The organism is Afipia carboxidovorans OM5 (assembly GCF_000218565.1).
GTDB classification, from domain to species: domain Bacteria; phylum Pseudomonadota; class Alphaproteobacteria; order Rhizobiales; family Xanthobacteraceae; genus Afipia; species Afipia carboxidovorans.
Genome location: NC_015684.1, coordinates 1,154,216 through 1,173,642 on the forward strand (window position 1 = coordinate 1,154,216; position 19,427 = coordinate 1,173,642).

General features: G+C 63.5%; 17 protein-coding genes. 8 read left to right on the plus strand and 9 right to left on the minus strand.

All coding sequences use genetic code 11. The features are described 5' to 3' along the window. Positions 1-137: 137 nt before the first annotated feature. The 3 genes from OCA5_RS05460 to OCA5_RS05470 are packed head-to-tail and all read right to left on the minus strand — an operon-like array spanning position 138 to position 4,899. Positions 138-2,969: a DUF4159 domain-containing protein gene (locus OCA5_RS05460; RefSeq protein WP_012564144.1), complete on the minus strand. Its 2,832-nt coding sequence runs from the start codon at positions 2,967-2,969 to the stop codon at positions 138-140. Beyond that, positions 2,966-3,898 carry a DUF58 domain-containing protein gene (locus OCA5_RS05465; protein WP_012564143.1) on the minus strand — a complete coding sequence of 311 codons (933 nt, stop codon included), beginning with the start codon at positions 3,896-3,898 and terminating at the stop codon, positions 2,966-2,968. The genes OCA5_RS05460 and OCA5_RS05465 overlap by 4 nt, the downstream gene beginning before the upstream one ends. After that, positions 3,898-4,899 carry an AAA family ATPase gene (locus tag OCA5_RS05470; RefSeq protein ID WP_012564142.1) on the minus strand — a complete coding sequence of 334 codons (1,002 nt, stop codon included), beginning with the start codon at positions 4,897-4,899 and terminating at the stop codon, positions 3,898-3,900. The genes OCA5_RS05465 and OCA5_RS05470 overlap by 1 nt, the downstream gene beginning before the upstream one ends. A 323-nt stretch (positions 4,900-5,222) precedes the next feature. Between OCA5_RS05470 and OCA5_RS05475 the strand changes: the two genes are divergently transcribed. The 4 genes from OCA5_RS05475 to OCA5_RS05490 are packed head-to-tail and all read left to right on the plus strand — an operon-like array spanning position 5,223 to position 8,070. Beyond that, the gene (locus OCA5_RS05475; protein WP_012564141.1) at positions 5,223-5,828 is read left to right on the plus strand and encodes a DUF1285 domain-containing protein; all 606 of its coding nucleotides are present in this window, start codon (positions 5,223-5,225) and stop codon (positions 5,826-5,828) included. A gap of 3 nt (positions 5,829-5,831) precedes the next feature. Then, positions 5,832-6,539: a CoA pyrophosphatase gene (locus OCA5_RS05480; RefSeq protein ID WP_012564140.1), complete on the plus strand. Its 708-nt coding sequence runs from the start codon at positions 5,832-5,834 to the stop codon at positions 6,537-6,539. Next, complete coding sequence (locus tag OCA5_RS05485; RefSeq protein ID WP_012564139.1) at positions 6,536-6,805, plus strand: DUF6111 family protein; 270 nt, start codon at positions 6,536-6,538, stop codon at positions 6,803-6,805. The genes OCA5_RS05480 and OCA5_RS05485 overlap by 4 nt, the downstream gene beginning before the upstream one ends. Then, positions 6,802-8,070 carry a CCA tRNA nucleotidyltransferase gene (locus tag OCA5_RS05490; RefSeq protein ID WP_012564138.1) on the plus strand — a complete coding sequence of 423 codons (1,269 nt, stop codon included), beginning with the start codon at positions 6,802-6,804 and terminating at the stop codon, positions 8,068-8,070. Before OCA5_RS05485 ends, OCA5_RS05490 begins: the two co-directional genes overlap by 4 nt. Before the next feature lie 119 nt (positions 8,071-8,189). On the opposite strand, the gene OCA5_RS05495 is transcribed toward OCA5_RS05490, so the two are convergent. The 6 genes from OCA5_RS05495 to OCA5_RS05520 form a co-directional block, all read right to left on the minus strand. Beyond that, positions 8,190-8,903: an outer membrane protein gene (locus OCA5_RS05495; RefSeq protein WP_012564137.1), complete on the minus strand. Its 714-nt coding sequence runs from the start codon at positions 8,901-8,903 to the stop codon at positions 8,190-8,192. A 324-nt stretch (positions 8,904-9,227) separates the two neighbouring features. Further along, on the minus strand, positions 9,228-10,670 hold the full coding sequence (locus tag OCA5_RS05500; RefSeq protein WP_013912924.1) for an outer membrane protein: 1,443 nt from the start codon (positions 10,668-10,670) through the stop codon (positions 9,228-9,230). Positions 10,671-10,784: 114 nt separating this feature from the next. Then, a complete protein-coding gene (hemF, locus tag OCA5_RS05505; protein WP_012564134.1) occupies positions 10,785-11,672 on the minus strand; it encodes an oxygen-dependent coproporphyrinogen oxidase in 888 nt (295 codons plus the stop codon). A 10-nt stretch (positions 11,673-11,682) separates the two neighbouring features. Beyond that, a complete protein-coding gene (locus tag OCA5_RS05510) occupies positions 11,683-12,048 on the minus strand; it encodes a 6-pyruvoyl trahydropterin synthase family protein (protein WP_012564133.1) in 366 nt (121 codons plus the stop codon). A gap of 26 nt (positions 12,049-12,074) precedes the next feature. Then, complete coding sequence (gene queE / locus OCA5_RS05515) at positions 12,075-12,707, minus strand: 7-carboxy-7-deazaguanine synthase (RefSeq protein ID WP_012564132.1); 633 nt, start codon at positions 12,705-12,707, stop codon at positions 12,075-12,077. After that, a complete protein-coding gene (locus OCA5_RS05520) occupies positions 12,704-13,180 on the minus strand; it encodes a tRNA (cytidine(34)-2'-O)-methyltransferase (protein WP_012564131.1) in 477 nt (158 codons plus the stop codon). The genes queE and OCA5_RS05520 overlap by 4 nt, the downstream gene beginning before the upstream one ends. A gap of 224 nt (positions 13,181-13,404) precedes the next feature. Between OCA5_RS05520 and petA the strand changes: the two genes are divergently transcribed. The 4 genes from petA to OCA5_RS05540 all read left to right on the plus strand — a co-directional run bounded on the left by petA (position 13,405) and on the right by OCA5_RS05540 (position 19,414). After that, on the plus strand, positions 13,405-13,980 hold the full coding sequence (gene petA, locus OCA5_RS05525; RefSeq protein ID WP_277996268.1) for a ubiquinol-cytochrome c reductase iron-sulfur subunit: 576 nt from the start codon (positions 13,405-13,407) through the stop codon (positions 13,978-13,980). Between the two features lie 35 nt (positions 13,981-14,015). Then, on the plus strand, positions 14,016-16,082 hold the full coding sequence (locus OCA5_RS05530) for a cytochrome c1 (RefSeq protein ID WP_012564129.1): 2,067 nt from the start codon (positions 14,016-14,018) through the stop codon (positions 16,080-16,082). A gap of 180 nt (positions 16,083-16,262) precedes the next feature. Then, the gene (locus OCA5_RS05535; protein ID WP_012564128.1) at positions 16,263-16,937 is read left to right on the plus strand and encodes a dienelactone hydrolase family protein; all 675 of its coding nucleotides are present in this window, start codon (positions 16,263-16,265) and stop codon (positions 16,935-16,937) included. A gap of 320 nt (positions 16,938-17,257) precedes the next feature. Continuing rightward, positions 17,258-19,414, plus strand: a complete 2,157-nt coding sequence (locus OCA5_RS05540; protein WP_013912925.1) for an anthranilate synthase component I — start codon at positions 17,258-17,260, stop codon at positions 19,412-19,414. Positions 19,415-19,427 lie beyond the last annotated feature (13 nt).

Consider the following 19,427-nt stretch of genomic DNA (forward strand, 5'->3'; position numbering starts at 1 on the left):
ATACCTCTTCTTACACCTCTCCCCGTGGGGGAGAGGTCGCGCCGCGTTTGGCATTAAGAGCCCCTCACCCCAACTCTCTCCCCGCAGGGGAGAGGGAGTGCATCCGCCGTGCAGCGCATATCGAGCTTTCATACGCGTCATTGCCCGAGCCTTTCGATGAGCGCGGGGGCATGAACCTGATCGGCCTTGTAATTGCCGGTCAGTGTGTACATCACGATGTTGACGCCCGCGCGGAAGGCGAATTCGCGCTGGCGCGGCTCGCCCGGCGTCAGCGGCAGCATCGGCTGGCCATCGGGGCGCAGCGCCCATGCGCCGGCAAGATCGTTCGAGGTGATGATGATCGGCGAGACGCCGTCGCCGCCGCGCGCCGGGCGCTCGATGCCGTCTTCCTCATTGTCGCGCGGCAATGCTTCCACCCAGGTCTGGCCTGAAGCGAAGCGGCCGGGAAAATCGCGCAGCAGATAAAAGGTTTTCGTCAGCACGTGCTCGCGCGGCACCGGCTCCAACTCCGGAATATCGAGCGAGGCCAAAATCCGCCGTAGCGCCATCATGCCCGGTGTCTGCGCTTCGCCATTTGAAGTTGGCGGCGCATCGATCGCATCGCGCGTATCGAACAGCACCGTGCCGCCGTTCTTCATGTAGGCGTCGAGCCTGTTGATCGCATCCTGCGACGGCTTCGGCGCATCCGCCACGACCGGCCAGTAGATCAGTGGGAAGAAAGCGAGTTCGTCCTTTGCCGGATCGATGCCGATCGGGTCGCCCGCTTCGAGCGCGGTGCGTTGGGCGAGAAACAGCGCGAGTCCGCTGAGGCCGGCCTTGACGACGTTATCGACCTCGGCATTGCCGGTGACGACATAGGCGATATGGGTCTCCGAGACGGCGTTGATCGCACGCTGGTCGTTTGCCGCAGAATTTTGGGCGGGTGCGGGCGTCTGTGCATAGGTTTGGGCGGGCAGGAGCGGTGTCAGTGCGATGGCGAGAGCCAGCACAGCGCTTGTCGCCGTGCGCCGCGCGAACAGCGAGACTAGCGTGCCGCCGATCAATGCGATGATGATCGCATCGACGACGAACAGCAGCAGCGCGAGCGACAGCAACGCACCGCGCAGGTCACGCGGTTCGGCATTGGAATAGCTCGCGCGTGTCGCGCTGAGCGCCGATGTGTCGAGCGGCGTTAGGCGGTCGGTCGCCGTCAGTGTATTGACCGCAACCGGACCATCGGCCGGGCCGTAGAATCCCGGCGGATGATCGAGACTTGCGCGGCCGCGATAGTCGGTCTTCACGGGTTTGGCTGTTGCAGGTGGTGCGGAGAATGCGCCGAAGCCATCGAGCACGCGCGACGGCGCGACGGTGTCGACCTTGGCGTCGGATGTGAGGTTGCTGCCGGTGACATCGGCATAGCCTGCCATGTCCACGATCTGGCGCAGCATCTCAACGAAAGTGCCGGAGAGCGGCAGATCGGACCAGCGGGTATCGCCGCTTGTGTGGAACAGCGCGAGCACGCCCTTGCCACGCCGCTCGCCGGTGACGAGCGGCGTGCCGTCAGCGAGTGAGGCCCAGGTGCGTGAGGCGAGGTTGGGTTCAGGCTCGGCCAGCACCTGCCGCGACACGGTGACGTCGTTTGGCACGGGAAGGTTCGCGAACGGGCCATCGGCGGCAAAGGCCGCGAGGTGCTGCGGCTTCTCCCATGTGAGAGTGCCTCCGAGGCTGCGATTGCCGCGTCTCAGTTTCACCGGCACGAGGTCGTCCTCGCCGGCGGCAAGGCGCGGGCCCGCGAAGCGCACCAGCACGCCGCCTTGCGCGATCCATGCTTCCAGCCGATCGTGCAGTTCGGGCGACAGCGTGCCGACATCAGCGAGGATCACCATCGGCAGCTTCTGGTCGAGCAGTTGCCTAATCGCTTCCGCGGGCGCGGCGTGTTCGGCGGTGCGGACATCAGCGAATGGCGCGAGCGCGCGCGCGAGATAGAATGTCGTCGCGAGCAGGGGTTGCGAGGTATCGGTGCTTGCACCCGAGACGATGCCGATCGCGCGGCGGCGCCAGCGCTTGTCGAGAAGCTGCACCGCGCCTGCGGAGCGTTCGCCCGCGACTTCGAGTCGCGCGATATCGTTGCGCAGTTCGACCGGCAGGTCGAAGGCAGCTTCGGTCTCGCGGGTGTCGCCTGAGAAAGTGAAATGCGCTTCGCCGATCGGCGCGCCCTTCTGGTCGAGCGCCCGCACCATGCCGGCATCGGCGCCACCACTTGCGCGCAGCACCTTCACGGTCATCTGCGCGGCGGCATTGTCGGCGGCGACAAGCGCATGTGCGGGCGGCGTGCCGCCTTCGAAGATCGTCAGCGAGCGATTGCCGATAGCGTCGCGAAGCCCGCTCACGAAGTCTGCGCCACGGCCGCTGTCGATGCCGTCATTGAGCCAGACGATGCTGGCGTCGCCGATCTCGTCCAGGGAGCGCTTGATGAGCGGCAGCGTTGCGCCGCGTTCGATGGCGTAGGGTTTCGGCACGATCTGACGCATCGCCACCCGCGCGGTGCTGGCCGGCATCAACGTGATGTCGCGCGCCGGCTCAGAGAGAGGAACAAGTGCGACGGCGCGGCGCGTGACGTCGGCGTGGGAGATCAGTTCGTCAGCGGAGCGGATGCGCATCTCCCAGCTTGCAGCCGCGCTCCAGCCGTCGTCGAGCAGGATCACAAGGGGGCCGTTTGATGTGCCGCCCGCTTGGTTCGGATTCCACACCGGCCCTGCGGCGGCGAGGATCACCAGCGCCGCAGCGAGAAGCCGCAGCAGCGTGAGCCACCACGGCGTGCGCGAAGGCGTTTCCTCGCGGGGCTTGATGTCGAACAGAAGCCGTGCGGGCGGGAAGTCGATCTTCACCGGACGCGGCGGGATCACGCGCAACAGCCACCACAGCGCGGGCAGGGCGATCAGCCCGGCCAGCAGCCACGGTTCGGTGAAGGAAAGCGGCAGTCCGATCATGCGGGCCACCTCGATCGAGCGTTGCTTTCGCGCGAGGCCGTGAGCGCCTGATGCAGGAACAGGAGAAGCTCGGCCGCTGAGCGGTCGGTGCGATGGGTAGAGAACAGCCAGTTGCGCCGCGCGGCTTCAGTGCGAATAGCACTGCGGTGCATCTCGAGCCGGGTGATGTAATCGTCGCGCCATGTCTGGGCGCGGCCGGCGAGAATTGCGCGGCCATCTTCGGGCTCGGTGAATTCGATGCGGCCGGAATAGGGAAAGGTTTCCTCGACCGGATCGACGACCTGCAGCAGCACGCCGCGCGCGCCGGAGGCGGAAAGGCTCGCGAGCGTTGCGGAGATGCCATCGAGCGGCGTCCAGAAATCCGAGAACACGACGACCTCGGCAAGCGAGGCGGGCACAAAACCCGGCGGCAGGCTGTCGCGCGTGGATGAATCGTGCAGCAGCGTCTGCGCCATTCGCTCGATGATGCCGCGGGTTGCACTCGGCCGCATCAGGCCGGGGATGCCGACGCGTTCACCACCCGCGACGAGCAATTCGGCAAGCGCGAAAGACAGCACGATCGCGCGCTCGAGTTTGCTGTCGCGCGCGTCTTTCGATGCGAACGCCATCGACCTGGAGCGGTCGGGCCACAGCCACACGGTGTGCGCGGCCTCCCATTCCTGTTCGCGGACATAAAGCAGATCGTCGCGCGCCGAGCGGCGCCAGTCGACGCGCTGGGCAGCCTCGCCGGAGACGAAGCGGCGATACTGCCAGAAGTTCTCGCCTGCGCCGGCGCGTCTGCGCCCATGCAGGCCGTGGATCACGGTTGAGGCGATGCGGCGTGCTTCCAGCACGAGATGCGGCATTGCAGCCGCCAGCGTCCGGCTTTCGCCATCGGCGCGCCGGATCGCTTCGATTTCGGTCAGCGCAGGTTTGAGCGCCGCGGCCATCAGCCGATCCGCGCTTTCAGCCGCCCGATCACGCCCGAGACGCTTTCGCCTTCGGCGCGCGCGGAGAAGGTCAGCGCCATGCGATGCTTCAGCACCGGTTCGGCAAGGTCGAGCACGTCGTCGATTGACGGTGCAAGACGCCCATCAAGCAGCGCGCGGGCGCGCACCGCCAGCATCAGGGCCTGGCTCGCGCGCGGGCCCGGGCCCCATGCGATCGATTTCGTTGCTTTGTCGCTGCCTTCACCGGGGCGCGCCGAGCGCACCAGCGTCAGGATCGCCTCGACCACGGAATCGCCAACCGGCAGGCGTCGCACCAGACGCTGCGCGGCGATCAATGTCTCGGCGGTCATCGCGGGTTTCGCGGCGGTTTGCTCCGCACCGGTGGTGTCGAACAGGATCTTGCGCTCGGCCTCACGGTCGGGATAGCCGACATCGATTTCCATCAGGAAGCGGTCGAGCTGCGCCTCGGGCAGGGGATAGGTGCCTTCCTGCTCCAGCGGGTTCTGGGTCGCAAGCACATGGAAGGGCGTCGGCAGATCGTGGCGCGCGCCCGCAACCGTGATGTGCTGCTCCTGCATCGCCTGCAGCAATGCCGACTGCGTGCGCGGCGAGGCGCGGTTGATTTCGTCGGCCATCAGAAGCTGGGCGAAGATCGGTCCCGCGATGAAACGGAACGACCGCTTGCCGGAGGTGCTCTCGTCAAGCACTTCCGCGCCAAGAATGTCGGACGGCATCAGGTCCGGCGTGAACTGTACGCGCTTGGCGTCGAGCCCAAGCGTGACGCCGAGTGTTTCCACCAGCTTGGTCTTGGCGAGGCCCGGCACGCCGATCAGCAGCGCATGGCCGCCCGCCAGAATCGTCACCAGCGCATTGTCCACGACTTGCTCCTGGCCGAAGATCACGGTGGACACTGCCTGTCGTGCGGCGCGAATGTTGTCCGCGAGTTGCTCCGCGGAGCGCACGATCACGTCTTCCAGCTTCTCGACATCTGCGCCGCTCATTCCTGCTCCTTGCCGCGCCGATCGCGGATTGGGGGTTCTAAGATCCCGATGGTGTCGGGCCGATTTGCCGGGCGAAGGCTGACCTCGCGAAAGCCCGTTTCCAAGCGCGCACTTGGTCGAGGTCCACGTCGAGGTCACCGGCGGCCGTTTTACTTAAGGTTGCCTCTTTGAGGTCACCCTGGGTTCACTTGGTGCGCCGGTCATCCTATTTTAACGGTCCGATGATGCGACATCCATCACGATGCGTCGATTGGATGAGGCGGTTGAATATGGAAAAACGCGCCTAAATGATGCCAGATCACGCCCGAGAGTCAGGGTAAACCATGGCGAAGCAAGGGCAGACCGAGGAGGCCGAGCCGGGTGCACAGCGGCTCGATGCGCTGGCCGAGGCCGCGCGGCGGGTCAGAGCTTCCGGCCTGCCGCCGGTCGAGAAATGGAATCCGCCGTTCTGCGGCGATCTTGATATCCGCGTGGGGGCCGATGGCACATGGTTCTATCTGGGCAGCCCGATCGGCCGTCCCGAACTGGTGCGTCTGTTTGCGAGCGTGCTGAAACGCGAGGGTGATCGCTATTTTCTGGTCACGCCGGTGGAAAAAATAGGCATCGTCGTTGACGATGCGCCGTTCCTGGCGGTGGAAATGATGGCCGTGGAACAGGACGGAAAGCCGCTTTTGTCGTTTCGCACCAATGTCGGAGACTGGGTGTGTTGCGATGCCGCACATGGGCTGCGGTTCGAGGACGCACCTAGGGGCGGGCTTGTGCCCTATCTGCATGTACGGTCGGGCTTGTGGGCAAAACTGTCACGGCCGCTATATTATGAGTTGGTCGATCGCGGCGAGATTCGTGCGATCAAGGGTGAAGAGATTTTTGGCGTGGCGTCGGGAGATGCGTTCTTCGCGATTGCCGATGCCGCGCAAGTTAAAGGGTAGCGCTTGAGCGAAAGTTTCCTGGAAGACAAAGCGGGTGCCAACGCGCTTCCGGTTCCGCACCGCGATTCAATCGATATGAGTTCGGCGGAATTTTTCGAGCGCGCTCGCGAGCGGCTGAGCTTCGATGTGCCGCCCGCGCTCAGCGATCCCAGCATCGTTCCCAAGACCGGTGATCGCGGCACCGACTGGATGCTCGAGATCGTGGCCCGTGAGAAGCCGATCCGGCAGGCGGCGGTGCTGATCGGCATCGTCGAGCGCGAGAAGCCCTCCGTGCTGCTCACCACACGCTCGCCGAGCCTCAACGAGCATCCCGGTCAGATCTCATTTCCTGGCGGCAAGATCGATCCGCAGGATAACTCGCCGCTCGAGACGGCGTTGCGCGAGGCAAACGAGGAAATCGGCCTCACACCCGATTTCATCGAGCCGGTCGGCTATCTCGATGTCTATTCCACGAGCTTCGGATTCCGGATTTTGCCAACGCTTGCGCGGGTGCGTCCCGGCTTCGACCTCCATCTCAACACCGGTGAAGTCGACGATGCGTTCGAGGTGCCGCTCGCGTTCCTGATGGACCCCGCGAACCACAAGCAGGGCACCAAGGAATATCGCGGCCGGCTTCGCTATTTCTACGAAATGCCCTATGAGCAGCGTTACATCTGGGGCGCGACGGCGGGCATGCTGCGCGTGCTGTACGAGCGGATCTACAAACCATGATCCGTCCGCTGCTGACTGAGGTCGGGATATTCCTGATTCCGTTCGTGGCCTATGCGCTGTTCGTTTTCGCAAGCCGCCGGGATGTGTTGAACCGCTCGTCCTGGCCGCTGCGGATCGTGCTGATCCTCTCGGTCAGTGCGTTTCTGTTGGTGATCCTGAGCCTCGTATTGCTCGCGCATTTCTCGGGCGAGGCGCCGGATTCGGTCTATACACCGGCGCGAGTTGAGAACGGCAAGTTCATTCCGGGATCGGGATCGAGTCGATGAGCGAGAGCTCGCGCGGGTCGGCTGCAGTGATTGCGGGGGCATGGCTCACATCCGGCCCCGCGGCACGCGTGCTCGCGCTCCTGAATACTGAGGGTGAGGAGGCGCGGGTCGTCGGCGGCGCGGTGCGCAATGCGCTCCTCAATCTGCCGGTCGGCGAAATCGATATCGCAACAACTGCGTTGCCCGAAGAGGTCGTCCGCCGCGCGCGAGTCGCACGTATCAAATGCGTGCCGACCGGGCTCGAGCATGGCACCGTGACGCTCGTGATCGAGGGAACGCCGGTCGAGGTCACGACGCTCCGCGAAGATATCGAAACCTTCGGCCGCAAGGCCAAGGTGGCGTTCGGCCGCGACTGGGCGCGTGATGCGGAGCGGCGCGATTTCACCATCAACGGCCTGTCGCTCTCTACCGATGGGACCGTGCACGATTACGTTGGCGGCCTTCCCGATATCGCCGCGCGGCGGGTGCGGTTCATCGGCGATCCGGCGCGGCGTATCGGCGAAGATTTCCTGCGCATTCTGCGTTTCTTCCGTATCCATGCGGCTTACGGCGAAGGCGAGCCCGATCAGGCTGCGCGCGATGCCTGTATCGCAGCGCGCGATGGTCTCGATCTGCTGTCGGCCGAGCGGCTGCGAATGGAGATGCTGAAGCTTGTGGTGGCGCGCGGCGCAGCCGATGCCCTCGTTGCGATGGACGATGCCGGGCTGCTCGGGCGCATCACGGCAGGCGTCAGCTACCATGGGCCATTTGCCGGCATGGTCGAGGCCGAGCGGATGCTGGGCTTTGTGGCCGATCCGATCCGCCGGCTCGGCGCGCTCACCGTTGCAACGCCGGAAGACGCCAAGCGGCTCTCGACGCGGCTGCGGCTCTCCAATGCGGAGACGAAGCGCCTCGATTCGATGGGGCACCGCTGGTGGCGGATGCGCGGCATGGACGAGGAGGTGGCGCGCCGCCGCGTCTATCGCCTCGGCGCGGATCGCTACACCGAGCGCGTGATGCTGGCCTGGGCGCGTTCGGGTCAGGATTTTTCGGCTCCGCGCTGGCGCGATCTTGCAACGTTGACGCGGCGCTGGACTGCGCCGGTGTTTCCGCTCAAGGCGGCGGACTTCATTGCGCGCGGCTTGAAAGAGGGACCTGCACTTGGCCACGTCCTGACGCTTGCCGAGGATGCGTGGCTTGCCGCGAACTTCCCGCTCGATGCCGCAAGCCTTGCCACTATTGCGGACCAGACGCTGCAACGCTTCCGGCACGATCACAGGCTTTGAGCGAGTCTCAGCCAGTTAAACAAACCTGCGAATGAAAAGCCCGCCTCCGATAATCGAGGGCGGGCTTGAGTTTATCGATATAGCTTCCGGTGCAGGCCGATGCGGCCCGCAACCCGTGCTTAGTTGAAGTGGTAGTTGATACCGAACTTTACGGTGTGATTGCTCAAGCCGATGCGGCCGGTGTCGCCATCCGGCGCCGGGCCGTAGGTGGCTTTGCCGTAATCGGCGTAGAGATACTCCGCCTTGGTGGACCAGTTCCGGGCCATCATGTATTCGAGGCCGGCACCGATCGTGTAGCCGGAATGCGTTGCGCTGGAGCTGAACGAATCCGCGCCATCGACAACGGAGAGCTTCGTCCGGGCCCAGGCGTAACCGCCCTTGGCGTAGATCAACAGCATATCGTTGACTGCGTAGCCAACGCGGCCGGTGACGCTGCCGAACATGTTGAGCTTGTAGGATGCGCCGCTGCCATCCGCCGGATCGACAAACGACAGATCGATTCCGCTACCCGCGATCTCGGCTTCGAGGCCGAACACGAACGGGCTGCCGAACCCCTGCCAGTTGTAACCGATGGTGCCGCCGCCGAAGCCGCCCTTCATCTTGGGGAATGCAGCGGTGTCATCGATCCCGTCGTCATCGAAATCGGTGTTGTCGGCACGAGCCTTGCCGCCCCAGCCATAGCCGCCGAAGCCGCCGATATAAAAACCTGTCCAGTTGTAGAGCGCGACCGCCGTGGCAGGAGCCTTCGTGTACGGCCGTGCGGCGAGATCCGCCGCGTAGGACGATGTCCCCAATGCGATCACGGCCACCGAGGCCAAAAGCAGTCTGGTCATATCGAGTCCCCCCTTTCTGTCTGTCAGTCGATCTCAGCCCTGAGTTTATTGTTGAAACCATATGTCGGCCGTAACGGCAACCCGCGGCAGTTTTGCCTCTGCAGCAGTGCGTATTTGATTCAATCGCGATGGAATTACGCGCGGTGAAGCGCAGCGATATCGCTGCGATGATTCGCACGGGCTCGATCAACTTTGAGGCGAGAAGACTTTGCGGGAGCAACCTGCAACGCTTGCGGCCGCGCGGATATTCAGTCGTTGCTACTCGCTGAAACAAAAAAGCCCCGGAGCATCGCTCCGGGGCTTTTTCAATTCCGGTGAACCGGATCAGTATTTTGCGACGACCGGGCTGCCCCAGTTGAAGCGGTAGACCAGCGAGGTCTGGACCGTCTGGACGTAAGGCTTGAAGGCGATGCCGTCGGTCGTCAGCGTGCCGGCTGCGTCGTAAAGCGCGCTGGTCTTCCGGCTGTATTCGGCGACGCGGTATTCAGTCTTCATGAACCAGCCCGGCGCGTTGATGCCGAAGAAGTTCAGGTCGTTCTCGACGCCGCCGCCGATGAACCAGCCGTCACGATGGCTCTTGCCTGTGCTGCCAACTGCCAGGCCGGTCTCATCGGTCAGTGTCACGCCCTTGAAGTCGGCGTGGCTGTAACCGCCGTTGACGTAGGACAGCGCGTTTGGCGCAATCAGGTAACCGACGCGAACACCCGCGGCGTAGTTGGTGTCGTTCTTCAGGCGGCCAGTTACGCCGAGCCCGGCATCCGACAGCGAGCCGCGGATGTCGCCGAACTGTGCGTCGCCGAACACGCCGACCACCCAGGTCGGGTTGATCTGCCAGTCGTAACCGCCGGCGATGGTGCCGAAGTAGCCACGGCCGCCGTTGCGGGTGTCGATGCCGGTGATGGCGCCCGTCGTGGTATCGACGCTGCGCTGATCGGCGGAGAACATTCCATAGCCGCCACCACCTGCGAGGTAGAAGCCGGTCCAGTTATAGGCGGGGGAGCGGGCCGCCTTGGTGTAGAACGGCGTGCCAGCCTGGGCGCCGGGGCGCACCTGCGAATTGAAGCGGTAGACGAGCGAGGTCGAAACCGTCTGCACGTAAGGCTTGAAGGCGATACCGTCGATGTCGCCGGCGTAAACGCTGTTGCGGCGGTTGTACTCGGCAACGCGATATTCGGTCTTCATGAACCAGCCCGGCGCGTTGATGCCGAAGAAGTTCAGATCGTTCTCGACACCGCCGCCGATGAACCAGCCGTCGCGATGCGACTTGCCGATGGTGCTGACACCGTCGTCAAAGGTCGTGCCCTTGAACGAGGCGTAGCTGTAACCGACGTTGACGTAGGACAGCACGTTCGGCGCAACGAGATAGCCGAGGCGGGCACCTGCGGCATAAGCAGCGTCGTTCTTGAGGCGCGCCGTGATGCCGTTGTTAAGATCCATCAGGCTGCCGCGGATGTCGCCCCACTGCGCATCGCCGAACACGCCGACCACCCAGGACGGAGTGATCTGGTAGTCGTAGCCGACGCCAACGGTGCCGAAGTAACCACGCCCGCCCATGCGGGTGTCGACCACGGAGGCGACGCCGCTGGTGGTTGCATGCTGGTCGGCTTCCATGATGCCGTAGCCGAAACCGCCGGAGACGTAGAAGCCGGTCCAGTTGGACACTGGCGCAACGACCGGCGCCTTGGTGTAGCGGGCCGAAAGGTCAGCCGCGTTGGCGGCGCTGCCCAGAGCAATCAGGGCGACGGAGCCCAGCAGAATCTTTTTCATGAAAATCCCCAAACCCGATGACGTCGTGAATTCTGCCAAAAGCTATCGGATTTTCGGGAAGCGCGATGTAGCTCTGCGGCCACAGTGGACGATAAAGCCAAGCGGAACCGTGGTTTACGGCCACTTAACTTCCGGCGGCATCGACGACAGAATCGATTCGACATTGCCTCCGGTCTTCAGTCCGAAGATGGTCCCGCGGTCGTAGAGCAGGTTGAATTCGACATAGCGTCCGCGACGGATCAACTGCTCCTCGCGGTCGGCCGCCTGCCAGGGCGCCTCGAAATTCCGCCGGACCAGTTCGGGGTAGATCGCCGTGAAGGCGCGGCCGACGTCCTGGGTGAAGGCGAAGTCGGCGTCCCAGTCGCCCGATTCCAGCCAGTCGTAGAAGATTCCGCCGATGCCGCGCGGCTCCTTGCGGTGGGCGAGGAAGAAGTAGTCGTCGCACCATTTCTTGAACTTGTCGTAGGGCGCGACCGCCGCATGGGCGTGGCAGGTTTTGCGAAAGGCCTCGTGAAACGCAATCGTATCAGAGTCTTCCTGCGTACGCCGCCGCTCCAGCACCGGGGTCAGATCGGCGCCGCCGCCGAACCAGCGCTTGGTGGTGACGACGAAGCGGGTGTTCATGTGCACCGCGGGCACGTTCGGGTTGCGCGGGTGGGCGATCAGCGAGATGCCGGAGGCCCAGAAGCGGGGATCGTCGGCCGCGCCCGGAATCTGTGCCCGAAATTCGGGGGCGAATTCGCCGAACACGGTCGAGCAATGGACGCCGACCTTCTCGAACAGCCGGCCCCGCATCATCGACATCATGCCACCGCCGCCCGGCGCACCGGTATGGTCGGTGCGCTCCCATGCCTTGCGCTCGAAACGTCCGGCTTGATCGCCATAGAGGGAGGCGGGCGCTTCATCCTCCAGCCGCTCGTAGGAGACGCAGATATCGTCACGCAGCTTCTCGAACCATGCGCGGGCGGTGGTCTTGCGGTTTTCGAGGAGAGGAGCGTCCATTTTCAATCCGTCAGCTTGAAGGGCCGAAATAGGTGCAGCTCTCACCGCAGCTATCGCGATGAACGCTGACACGCGTCACGTTGCCCGCGCCCTGAACCTGCTCCCAGATGTAGCGCGACAGGTTCTCCAGCGTTGGTACGCCGAGCGCCTCGATCTTGTTGAGGAATTTATGGTCGAGCGCGCTGCGAATGGCCGCTATCTTCTGCTCGAGCAGGCCAAGATCCATCACCATGCCGGTGGCAGGGTCGGGTGTGCCGCGGACCGTCACTTCGGCACGAAATGAATGGCCATGGATTTCCTCGCTCGACTCGCCGAGCGTCGTGCCCTTCAGCGAATGGGCGGCCTCAAAGCGGAAGGATTTGGTCAATTCCCACATTACGAAAGATCACTCCAGCGACTGTCTTACCTGATCCCGATGGTTTTGTGGGTCTGCACGCTCAACCGCCATTGCGGGTGGCGCAGACAATAGTCAATCGCGCGTTCGGTGTTTTGCGCCAAATCAGGCCCATCCATCGGTTGCAGTGAGAAATGGGCGAAGGCAAGCGCAGCGTAATCCTCCGGCGTGTTCTCCGCCTGCGGATAAACGAGCTTCAGTTCGTGGCCCTGCCGGATCGCAAGCTCTGTGTCAGCCTTGGGGCTCACACAGATCCAGTCGAGGCCGGGCGGGGCGGGGAGTGTCCCGTTGGTCTCAACCGCAATCATGAAATGGCGTGCATGAAGTGCTTCGATCAATTCCACGTCGATCTGCAGCAGCGGCTCGCCGCCGGTCAGCACCACGAAACGGTGTGTCGTCCCTTCGCCCCAGGTTGCAGCGATTTGGTCAGCAAGCGCATCGGCTGTGGCGTAGCGGCCGCCCAGCGTGCCGTCGGTGCCGACGAAGTCGGTGTCGCAGAATCGGCAAGTGGCGTCGGCACGGTCCTGTTCGCGACCGGTCCAGAGATTGCAGCCTGCAAAACGGCAGAACACGGCCGTGCGCCCCGCATGAGCGCCTTCACCTTGCAAGGTCAGGAAGATTTCCTTCACCGCGTAGCTCACGGCGCGTTGTCTCCATTTGTGACACCATGACGCGTCTGACGTAGCGCCTCACCGAGCGCCATCGCCGCGCTGACGGCGATGTTGAGGGAGCGCATACCTTCCGCGATCGGGATCAACAACCGCTGATCGGCGCTTTCGGCGACCTCGTCGGGCACGCCCGCGCTCTCCCGGCCGAACAGAAGAATATCAGTATCTTCATAGCGATGCGCGAGATAGGAGGTCGCTGCCTTGGTCGTAAACAATACGAGCCGCCCGCCGTCGGCCTCGCGCCAGACCCGGAAGGCATTCCAGGACACATGACGCGATATGGAGACCCGGTCGAGATAATCCATCCCCGCGCGGCGGAAATGGCGGTCGCTCACAGGAAAGCCCGCGGGCTCGATAATATGTGCCTCGACCTCAAGACATGCGCACAGGCGCAGAATCGTCCCGGTATTTTGGGGGATATCGGGCTGATAGAGGGCGATCCGCATGGGCGATGAGGCGATTGAAAAATGGGGGCAAAAACCGTTGCCATGCGCAGAATTTGCGCATCGCGCGAGCGGGAGCCGATACCGGGCTTGCGCTCAATCGGCAAGGGTGCCAATAGATCGATTCTAGATCACCTGTTCTGCCCTCAGCGCGGGACAATTGGTCTTTGCCACCGCGAGGCCCGCGGGCACCGGCTGACGTTTCCCGCGCGTTTGCCCGCGCATTGATGGGAGGCCGTCGGGCGGTTGCAGTTCGGAAAGGGTTTGCAAACGTGACTGCTTCTTCTTCGGCACATCCGGCGACGCGCCGTGATTTTCTTTATGTCGCAACCGGTGCGGTTGCTGCCGTAGGCAGCGCGGCCGCTGTCTGGCCGCTGATCTCCCAGATGAATCCCGACGCCGCGACGATTGCGGCCGGTGCACCGATCGAGGTCGATCTGTCGCCGATCGCGGAGGGACAGGACATCAAGGTGTTCTGGCGCGGCAAGCCGATCTACATCATGAACCGGACCAAGAAGCAGGTCGAGGAGGCGCGCGCCGTTAACGTGGCGACCCTTCCTGATCCGCAGACTGACCAGTCCCGCGTCAAGGAAGGCCACGACCAGTGGCTCGTCGTGATCGGCATCTGCACCCACCTCGGCTGCATTCCGATTGCCCACGAAGGTTCTTACGACGGCTTCTTCTGCCCCTGCCATGGCTCGGTCTACGACACGTCCGGCCGTATCCGCCAAGGGCCCGCGCCGCTCAACCTCCCCGTACCTCCGTACGCTTTCGTCTCCGACACCAAGATTAAAATCGGCTGACGTCAGTCGCCGTCTACTTTCCAGGATCGCAACTCATGAGCGGACCCTCTACCTATAACCCGCAAAATCCAGCCTTGAAGTGGATCGAGCAACGCCTGCCGATTGGCGGACTAGTCCATTCCTCCTTCGTCGCCTATCCGACACCGCGTAACCTCAACTACTGGTGGACCTTCGGCGCTATCCTTTCGATGATGCTCGCGGTGCAGATCATCACCGGCGTCATCCTCGCGATGCACTACACGCCGCACGTCGACTTCGCCTTCAAGTCGGTCGAACTGATCGTGCGTGACGTGAACTACGGCTGGCTGCTGCGCTACATTCATGCGAACGGCGCCTCGATGTTCTTCATCGCCGTCTACATCCATATGTTCCGTGGTCTCTATTACGGGTCCTACAAGGCGCCGCGCGAGGTACTCTGGATTCTCGGCGTTATCATCTACCTGTTGATGATGGCGACGGGCTTCATGGGTTACGTGCTGCCGTGGGGCCAGATGAGCTTCTGGGGCGCGACCGTCATCACCAACCTGTTCTCGGCGATCCCGTATGTCGGCGACAGCATTGTGACGCTGCTGTGGGGCGGCTACGCGGTCGGCAACCCGACGCTGAACCGCTTCTTCTCGCTGCACTACCTGCTGCCGTTCGTGATCGCAGGCGTTGTCGTGCTGCACGTCTGGGCGCTGCATGTCGCTGGCCAGAACAACCCGGCCGGCGTCGAGCCGAAGACCGAGAAGGACACCGTGCCGTTCACGCCGTACGCGACCGTCAAGGACGGGTTCGGCATGGTCTGCTTCCTGATCTTCTTCGCCTGGTTCATCTTCTACGTGCCGAACTATCTCGGCGAGGCGGACAACTACATCCCGGCGAACCCCGCCGTGACGCCCGCGCACATCGTGCCTGAATGGTACTACCTGCCGTTCTACGCGATCCTGCGTTCGATCCCGAGCAAGCTCGGCGGCGTCATTGCGATGTTCGCGGCGATCATCGTGCTCGCGTTCCTGCCCTGGCTCGATAGCTGCAAGGTGCGTTCGTCGAAGTATCGTCCGCTTGCGAAGCAGTTCTTCTGGATCTTCGTCGCGGTCTGCATCGGCCTCGGCTATCTCGGCGCCCAGCCTCCGGAAGGCATCTACGTCATCGCGGGCCGCATCCTGACGGTTGCGTACTTCGCCTACTTCCTGATCGTTCTGCCGATCCTGTCGCGGATTGAGACCACACGGCCTCTGCCGAATTCGATCGCAGACGATGTGCTCGCCAAGTCCGGCAAGCAGCCGATGGTGTCGGCGGCGCTGGCCCTTGCACTGGCAGGCTCGTTGACGCTCGGTGGCCTCGACACTGCCAAGGCGGCTGATGGTCACGGCGCTGTGCCGGCGGCGATGAGCTGGTCGTTCGCAGGACCGTTCGGCAAGTTCGACCAGGGGCAGCTTCAGCGCGGCCTCAAGGTCTACAAGGAAGTCTGCGCGAGCTGCCATTCGCTCGACTACGTTGCCTTCCGCAATCTCGCCGATCCGGGCGGACCGGGCTACAGCCCGGCGCAGGCAGCAGCGTTTGCGTCGGAATACAAGGTCCAGGACGGTCCGAACGATGCCGGCGATATGTTCGAGCGTGCGGGCCGCCCCGCGGACTACTTCCCGGCGCCGTTCCCGAACGAAAACGCAGCTCGTGCCGCCAACGGTGGTGCGGCTCCGCCGGACCTGTCGCTGATGGCGAAGGCGCGCTCCTATGAGCGGCCGTTCCCGCGCTTCATCTTCGATCTGTTCACCCAGTTCCAGGAGCGTGGTCCGAACTACATCCACGCGCTCCTGACCGGGTATGCGGAAAAGCCTGCGAACTTCCAGTTGCCGGAAGGCTCGTTCTACAACACCTACTTCCCCGGCCACGCCATCAAGATGCCGCCACCGCTCTCCGACGGTCAGGTGACCTATGACGACGGCGCACCTGCGACGGCCGAGCAGTACTCGAAGGACGTCGCCGCCTTCCTGATGTGGACCGCGGAGCCTCACCTCGAAGCCCGCAAGCGGCTCGGCATGCAGGTGATGCTGTTCCTAGTCGTGCTGGCGGGACTTCTGTACTTCACCAAGCGCAAGATCTGGGCTGACGCTCACTGACGCTTGGATCGGACGCTTGGGTCGTTGCGATTTCGCAATGACGGCAGAAATGAAAAGGGCTCCTTCGGGAGCCCTTTTTCGTGAGGTGGCGTTGAACCCAGTGCGGCTTTGCCTCGTTGCACTCCGGGGCGTGAGGCGGCATTGTCAGCCTCGTTCCATTGCTATTTCCCGAGGTTTCTCATGGGCACTACGATCAGCTTCTCGCGTCCCGACGGCAAGGAAGCCACGGGCTATCTCGCCAACGCTGCGCGCGGCAATGCGCCGGGCGTCGTCGTCATTCAGGAATGGTGGGGACTGTCCGAGCAGATCAAGGGACTGGTCGATCGCTTCGCGGTGGCCGGGTTCGATGCGCTGGCGCCCGATCTCTTCAACGGCGTGGTCGTGCCGTATCACGACGCCGAGGCGGCGGCGAAGGAGATGCAGTCGCTGAATTTCATGGACGCGACCGAGCAGACGGTGCGCGGCGCTGTACAGTATCTCAAGCGCAACGGCGCCAAGGTTGGCCTCACCGGTTTTTGCATGGGCGGCGCGGTGACCATCATCGGCGCGGCGAAAATTCCGGAGTTGACGGCAGCGGTCTCGTTCTACGGTGTGCCGCCGGCGGAAGCAGTGAAGCCTGCCGACGTGAAGGTGCCGCTGCAGGGTCACTTCGCCAATAAGGACGATTACTTCTCGCCCGAGATGGTCAATGCCTTCGAGAGCGGGCTGAAGAAAGCGCGCAAATCGTGCGAATTCTTCCGCTACGACGCCGACCATGCCTTCGTGAACGAACAGCGCGCTTCGGTCCACGATCGGCAAGCGGCGGAGCTCGCCTGGGGCCGGGCGATCGATTTCTTCAAGAAGCATTTGGGGTAGGGGCAGGGCTTGGTCCTGCCTTCGTGAGAGCAGGCGAGGGGCGTTCGGCCGGTATGCGGCCCTTGACATCTGCCCTGCCGGGTGATGATTTGCCGCTCATGACCGCAGCGATCCGCACCCTCCGTTCTTGGTGGCGCACCTTGTAAAAGGTGGCCGGTGCGATTGCGCATGAATTTTCGTCATGACTTGTCGTCGAGGCCGCCACGCAGGGCGGCTTTTTTATTGGTCTTGCATGGCGTCCTCATCAAACCCCTGAAAAGGCGCACGAACGATCCGTCAAACTGCTCACGTTTCCGCGGATCATGCGCTAAGAGGAACCCATGAACAGGACCGTTTTTTCGCTTCCCCCCACGGTGGCCTACACCACGGCCCGCGGCCTCGAGGTGACGCGGCAGGTGACGCCGTTCTCCGGCGGGCAGAAGCTCGATGCGCTGATCGATCTCCTCGATCGGCGGCGCGGCGTTGTGCTGTCGTCCGGCACCACGGTGCCGGGACGCTATGAGAGTTTCGATCTCGGCTTCGCCAACCCGCCGCTGCGGGTGGAGTCGCGTGGGGAGAATTTCACCATCGCGGCGTTGAACGCGCGCGGCAAGGTGCTGGTCGCGTTCCTCGCGGCGACGCTCGAGCATCCCGCCATCGAAATCACCGCGATGACCATCGAGCGCATCGAAGGCCATATCGTGCGTGGTGCCGCGCCGGTCGATGAAGAGCAGCGCACCCGCCGCGCATCGATCATGACGCTGGTGCGCGAAATCATTGCGTCGATGAGCCATGCGGGCGATCCGCTACTCGGCCTGTTCGGCGCATTCGCCTACGACCTTGTGTTTCAGATCGAGGATTTGAAACAGAAGCGCGAACGCGAAGCCGATCAGCGCGACATCGTGCTCTACATTCCCGACGAGTTGCTGGCTTACGACCGCGCAACCGGGCGCGGCGTCGTGATCGAATACGAATTCAGCTACAAGGGCGCGACAACGCGCGGGCAGGGACGCGATACGCCGGACAGTATTTATGCCAAGACGAAGCGCGAAGGCTTTGCCGATCACGCGCCCGGCGATTATCAGGCGACGGTTCAGCGCGCCCGGCAGGCATTTGCGCGCGGCGACCTGTTCGAGACGGTGCCCGGGCAGTTGTTCGCGGAGCCGTGCGAGCGCACGCCGGCCGAGGTGTTCAAGCGGCTCTGCACGATCAACCCTTCGCCCTACGGCGCGCTGCTCAATCTTGGAGAAGGCGAGTTTCTGGTCTCCGCCTCGCCGGAAATGTTCGTGCGCTCCGACGGCAAGCGCGTCGAGACCTGTCCGATCTCGGGCACGATCGCGCGCGGTGCGGATGCCATCGGCGACGCGCGGCAGATTCAGGAGTTGCTGAACTCGCAGAAGGACGAGTTCGAGCTCAACATGTGCACCGACGTTGATCGCAACGACAAGGCGCGCGTCTGTGTGCCGGGTTCGATCAAGGTGCTGGCGCGGCGGCAGATCGAGACCTACTCGAAGCTGTTCCACACCGTCGATCATGTCGAAGGCATGCTGCGGCCGGGGTTCGATGCCATCGACGGTTTTCTCACCCATTGCTGGGCTGTGACGGTGACCGGCGCGCCGAAACTGTGGGCGATGCAATTCGTCGAGGACAACGAGCGCTCGTCGCGCCGCTGGTACGCCGGCGCACTCGGCTTCCTTGGCTTCGATGGTGGCATCAACACCGGCCTCACCATCCGCACCATCCGCATGAAGGACGGCCTCGCCGAGGTGCGTGTCGGCGCAACGCTGCTGTTCGATTCCGATCCGGTCGCGGAAGAGCTGGAGTGCCAGACCAAGGCGGCGGCGCTGTTTCAGGCGCTACGCGGCGATCCGCCAAAGACGCTCTCGGCCTTCGCGCCGGATGCGACCGGTTCGGGCAAGCGCGTGCTGCTTGTCGATTGCGATGACTCGTTCGTGCACATGCTGGCGGATTATTTCCGTCAGGTCGGCGCGAATGTCAGCGTGACGCGGCACGTGCATGCCATGGAGCGACTCAAGAACGAGACGTTCGATCTTCTCGTGCTGTCGCCCGGTCCCGGGCGGCCGGAGGATTTCGGCGTGTCGCGATTCATTACCGAGGCACTCGGCAAGAAGATGCCGGTGTTTGGCGTCTGTCTCGGCCTGCAGGCGATCGGCGAGCATTTCGGAGGCCAACTTGGCCAACTCGCGCAGCCCGCGCACGGCCGGCCTTCGCGCGTGCAGAACCGTGGCGGCACCTTGATGCGCAATCTGCCGAACGAGATCACCATCGGCCGCTATCATTCGCTGTTCGTTGCGCCCGACAAAATGCCAGATGTTCTCGTCGTCACCGCGACGACGGAAGACGGCGTGCCGATGGCGATCGAACATAAGGATTTGCCGGTCGGCGGCGTGCAATTCCATCCCGAGTCGCTGATGTCGCTGGAAGGCGATGTCGGCCTCAAGATCGTCGAGAACGCGTTCCGGCTGGGGCAGAAATAAATGGCAGAAGCAT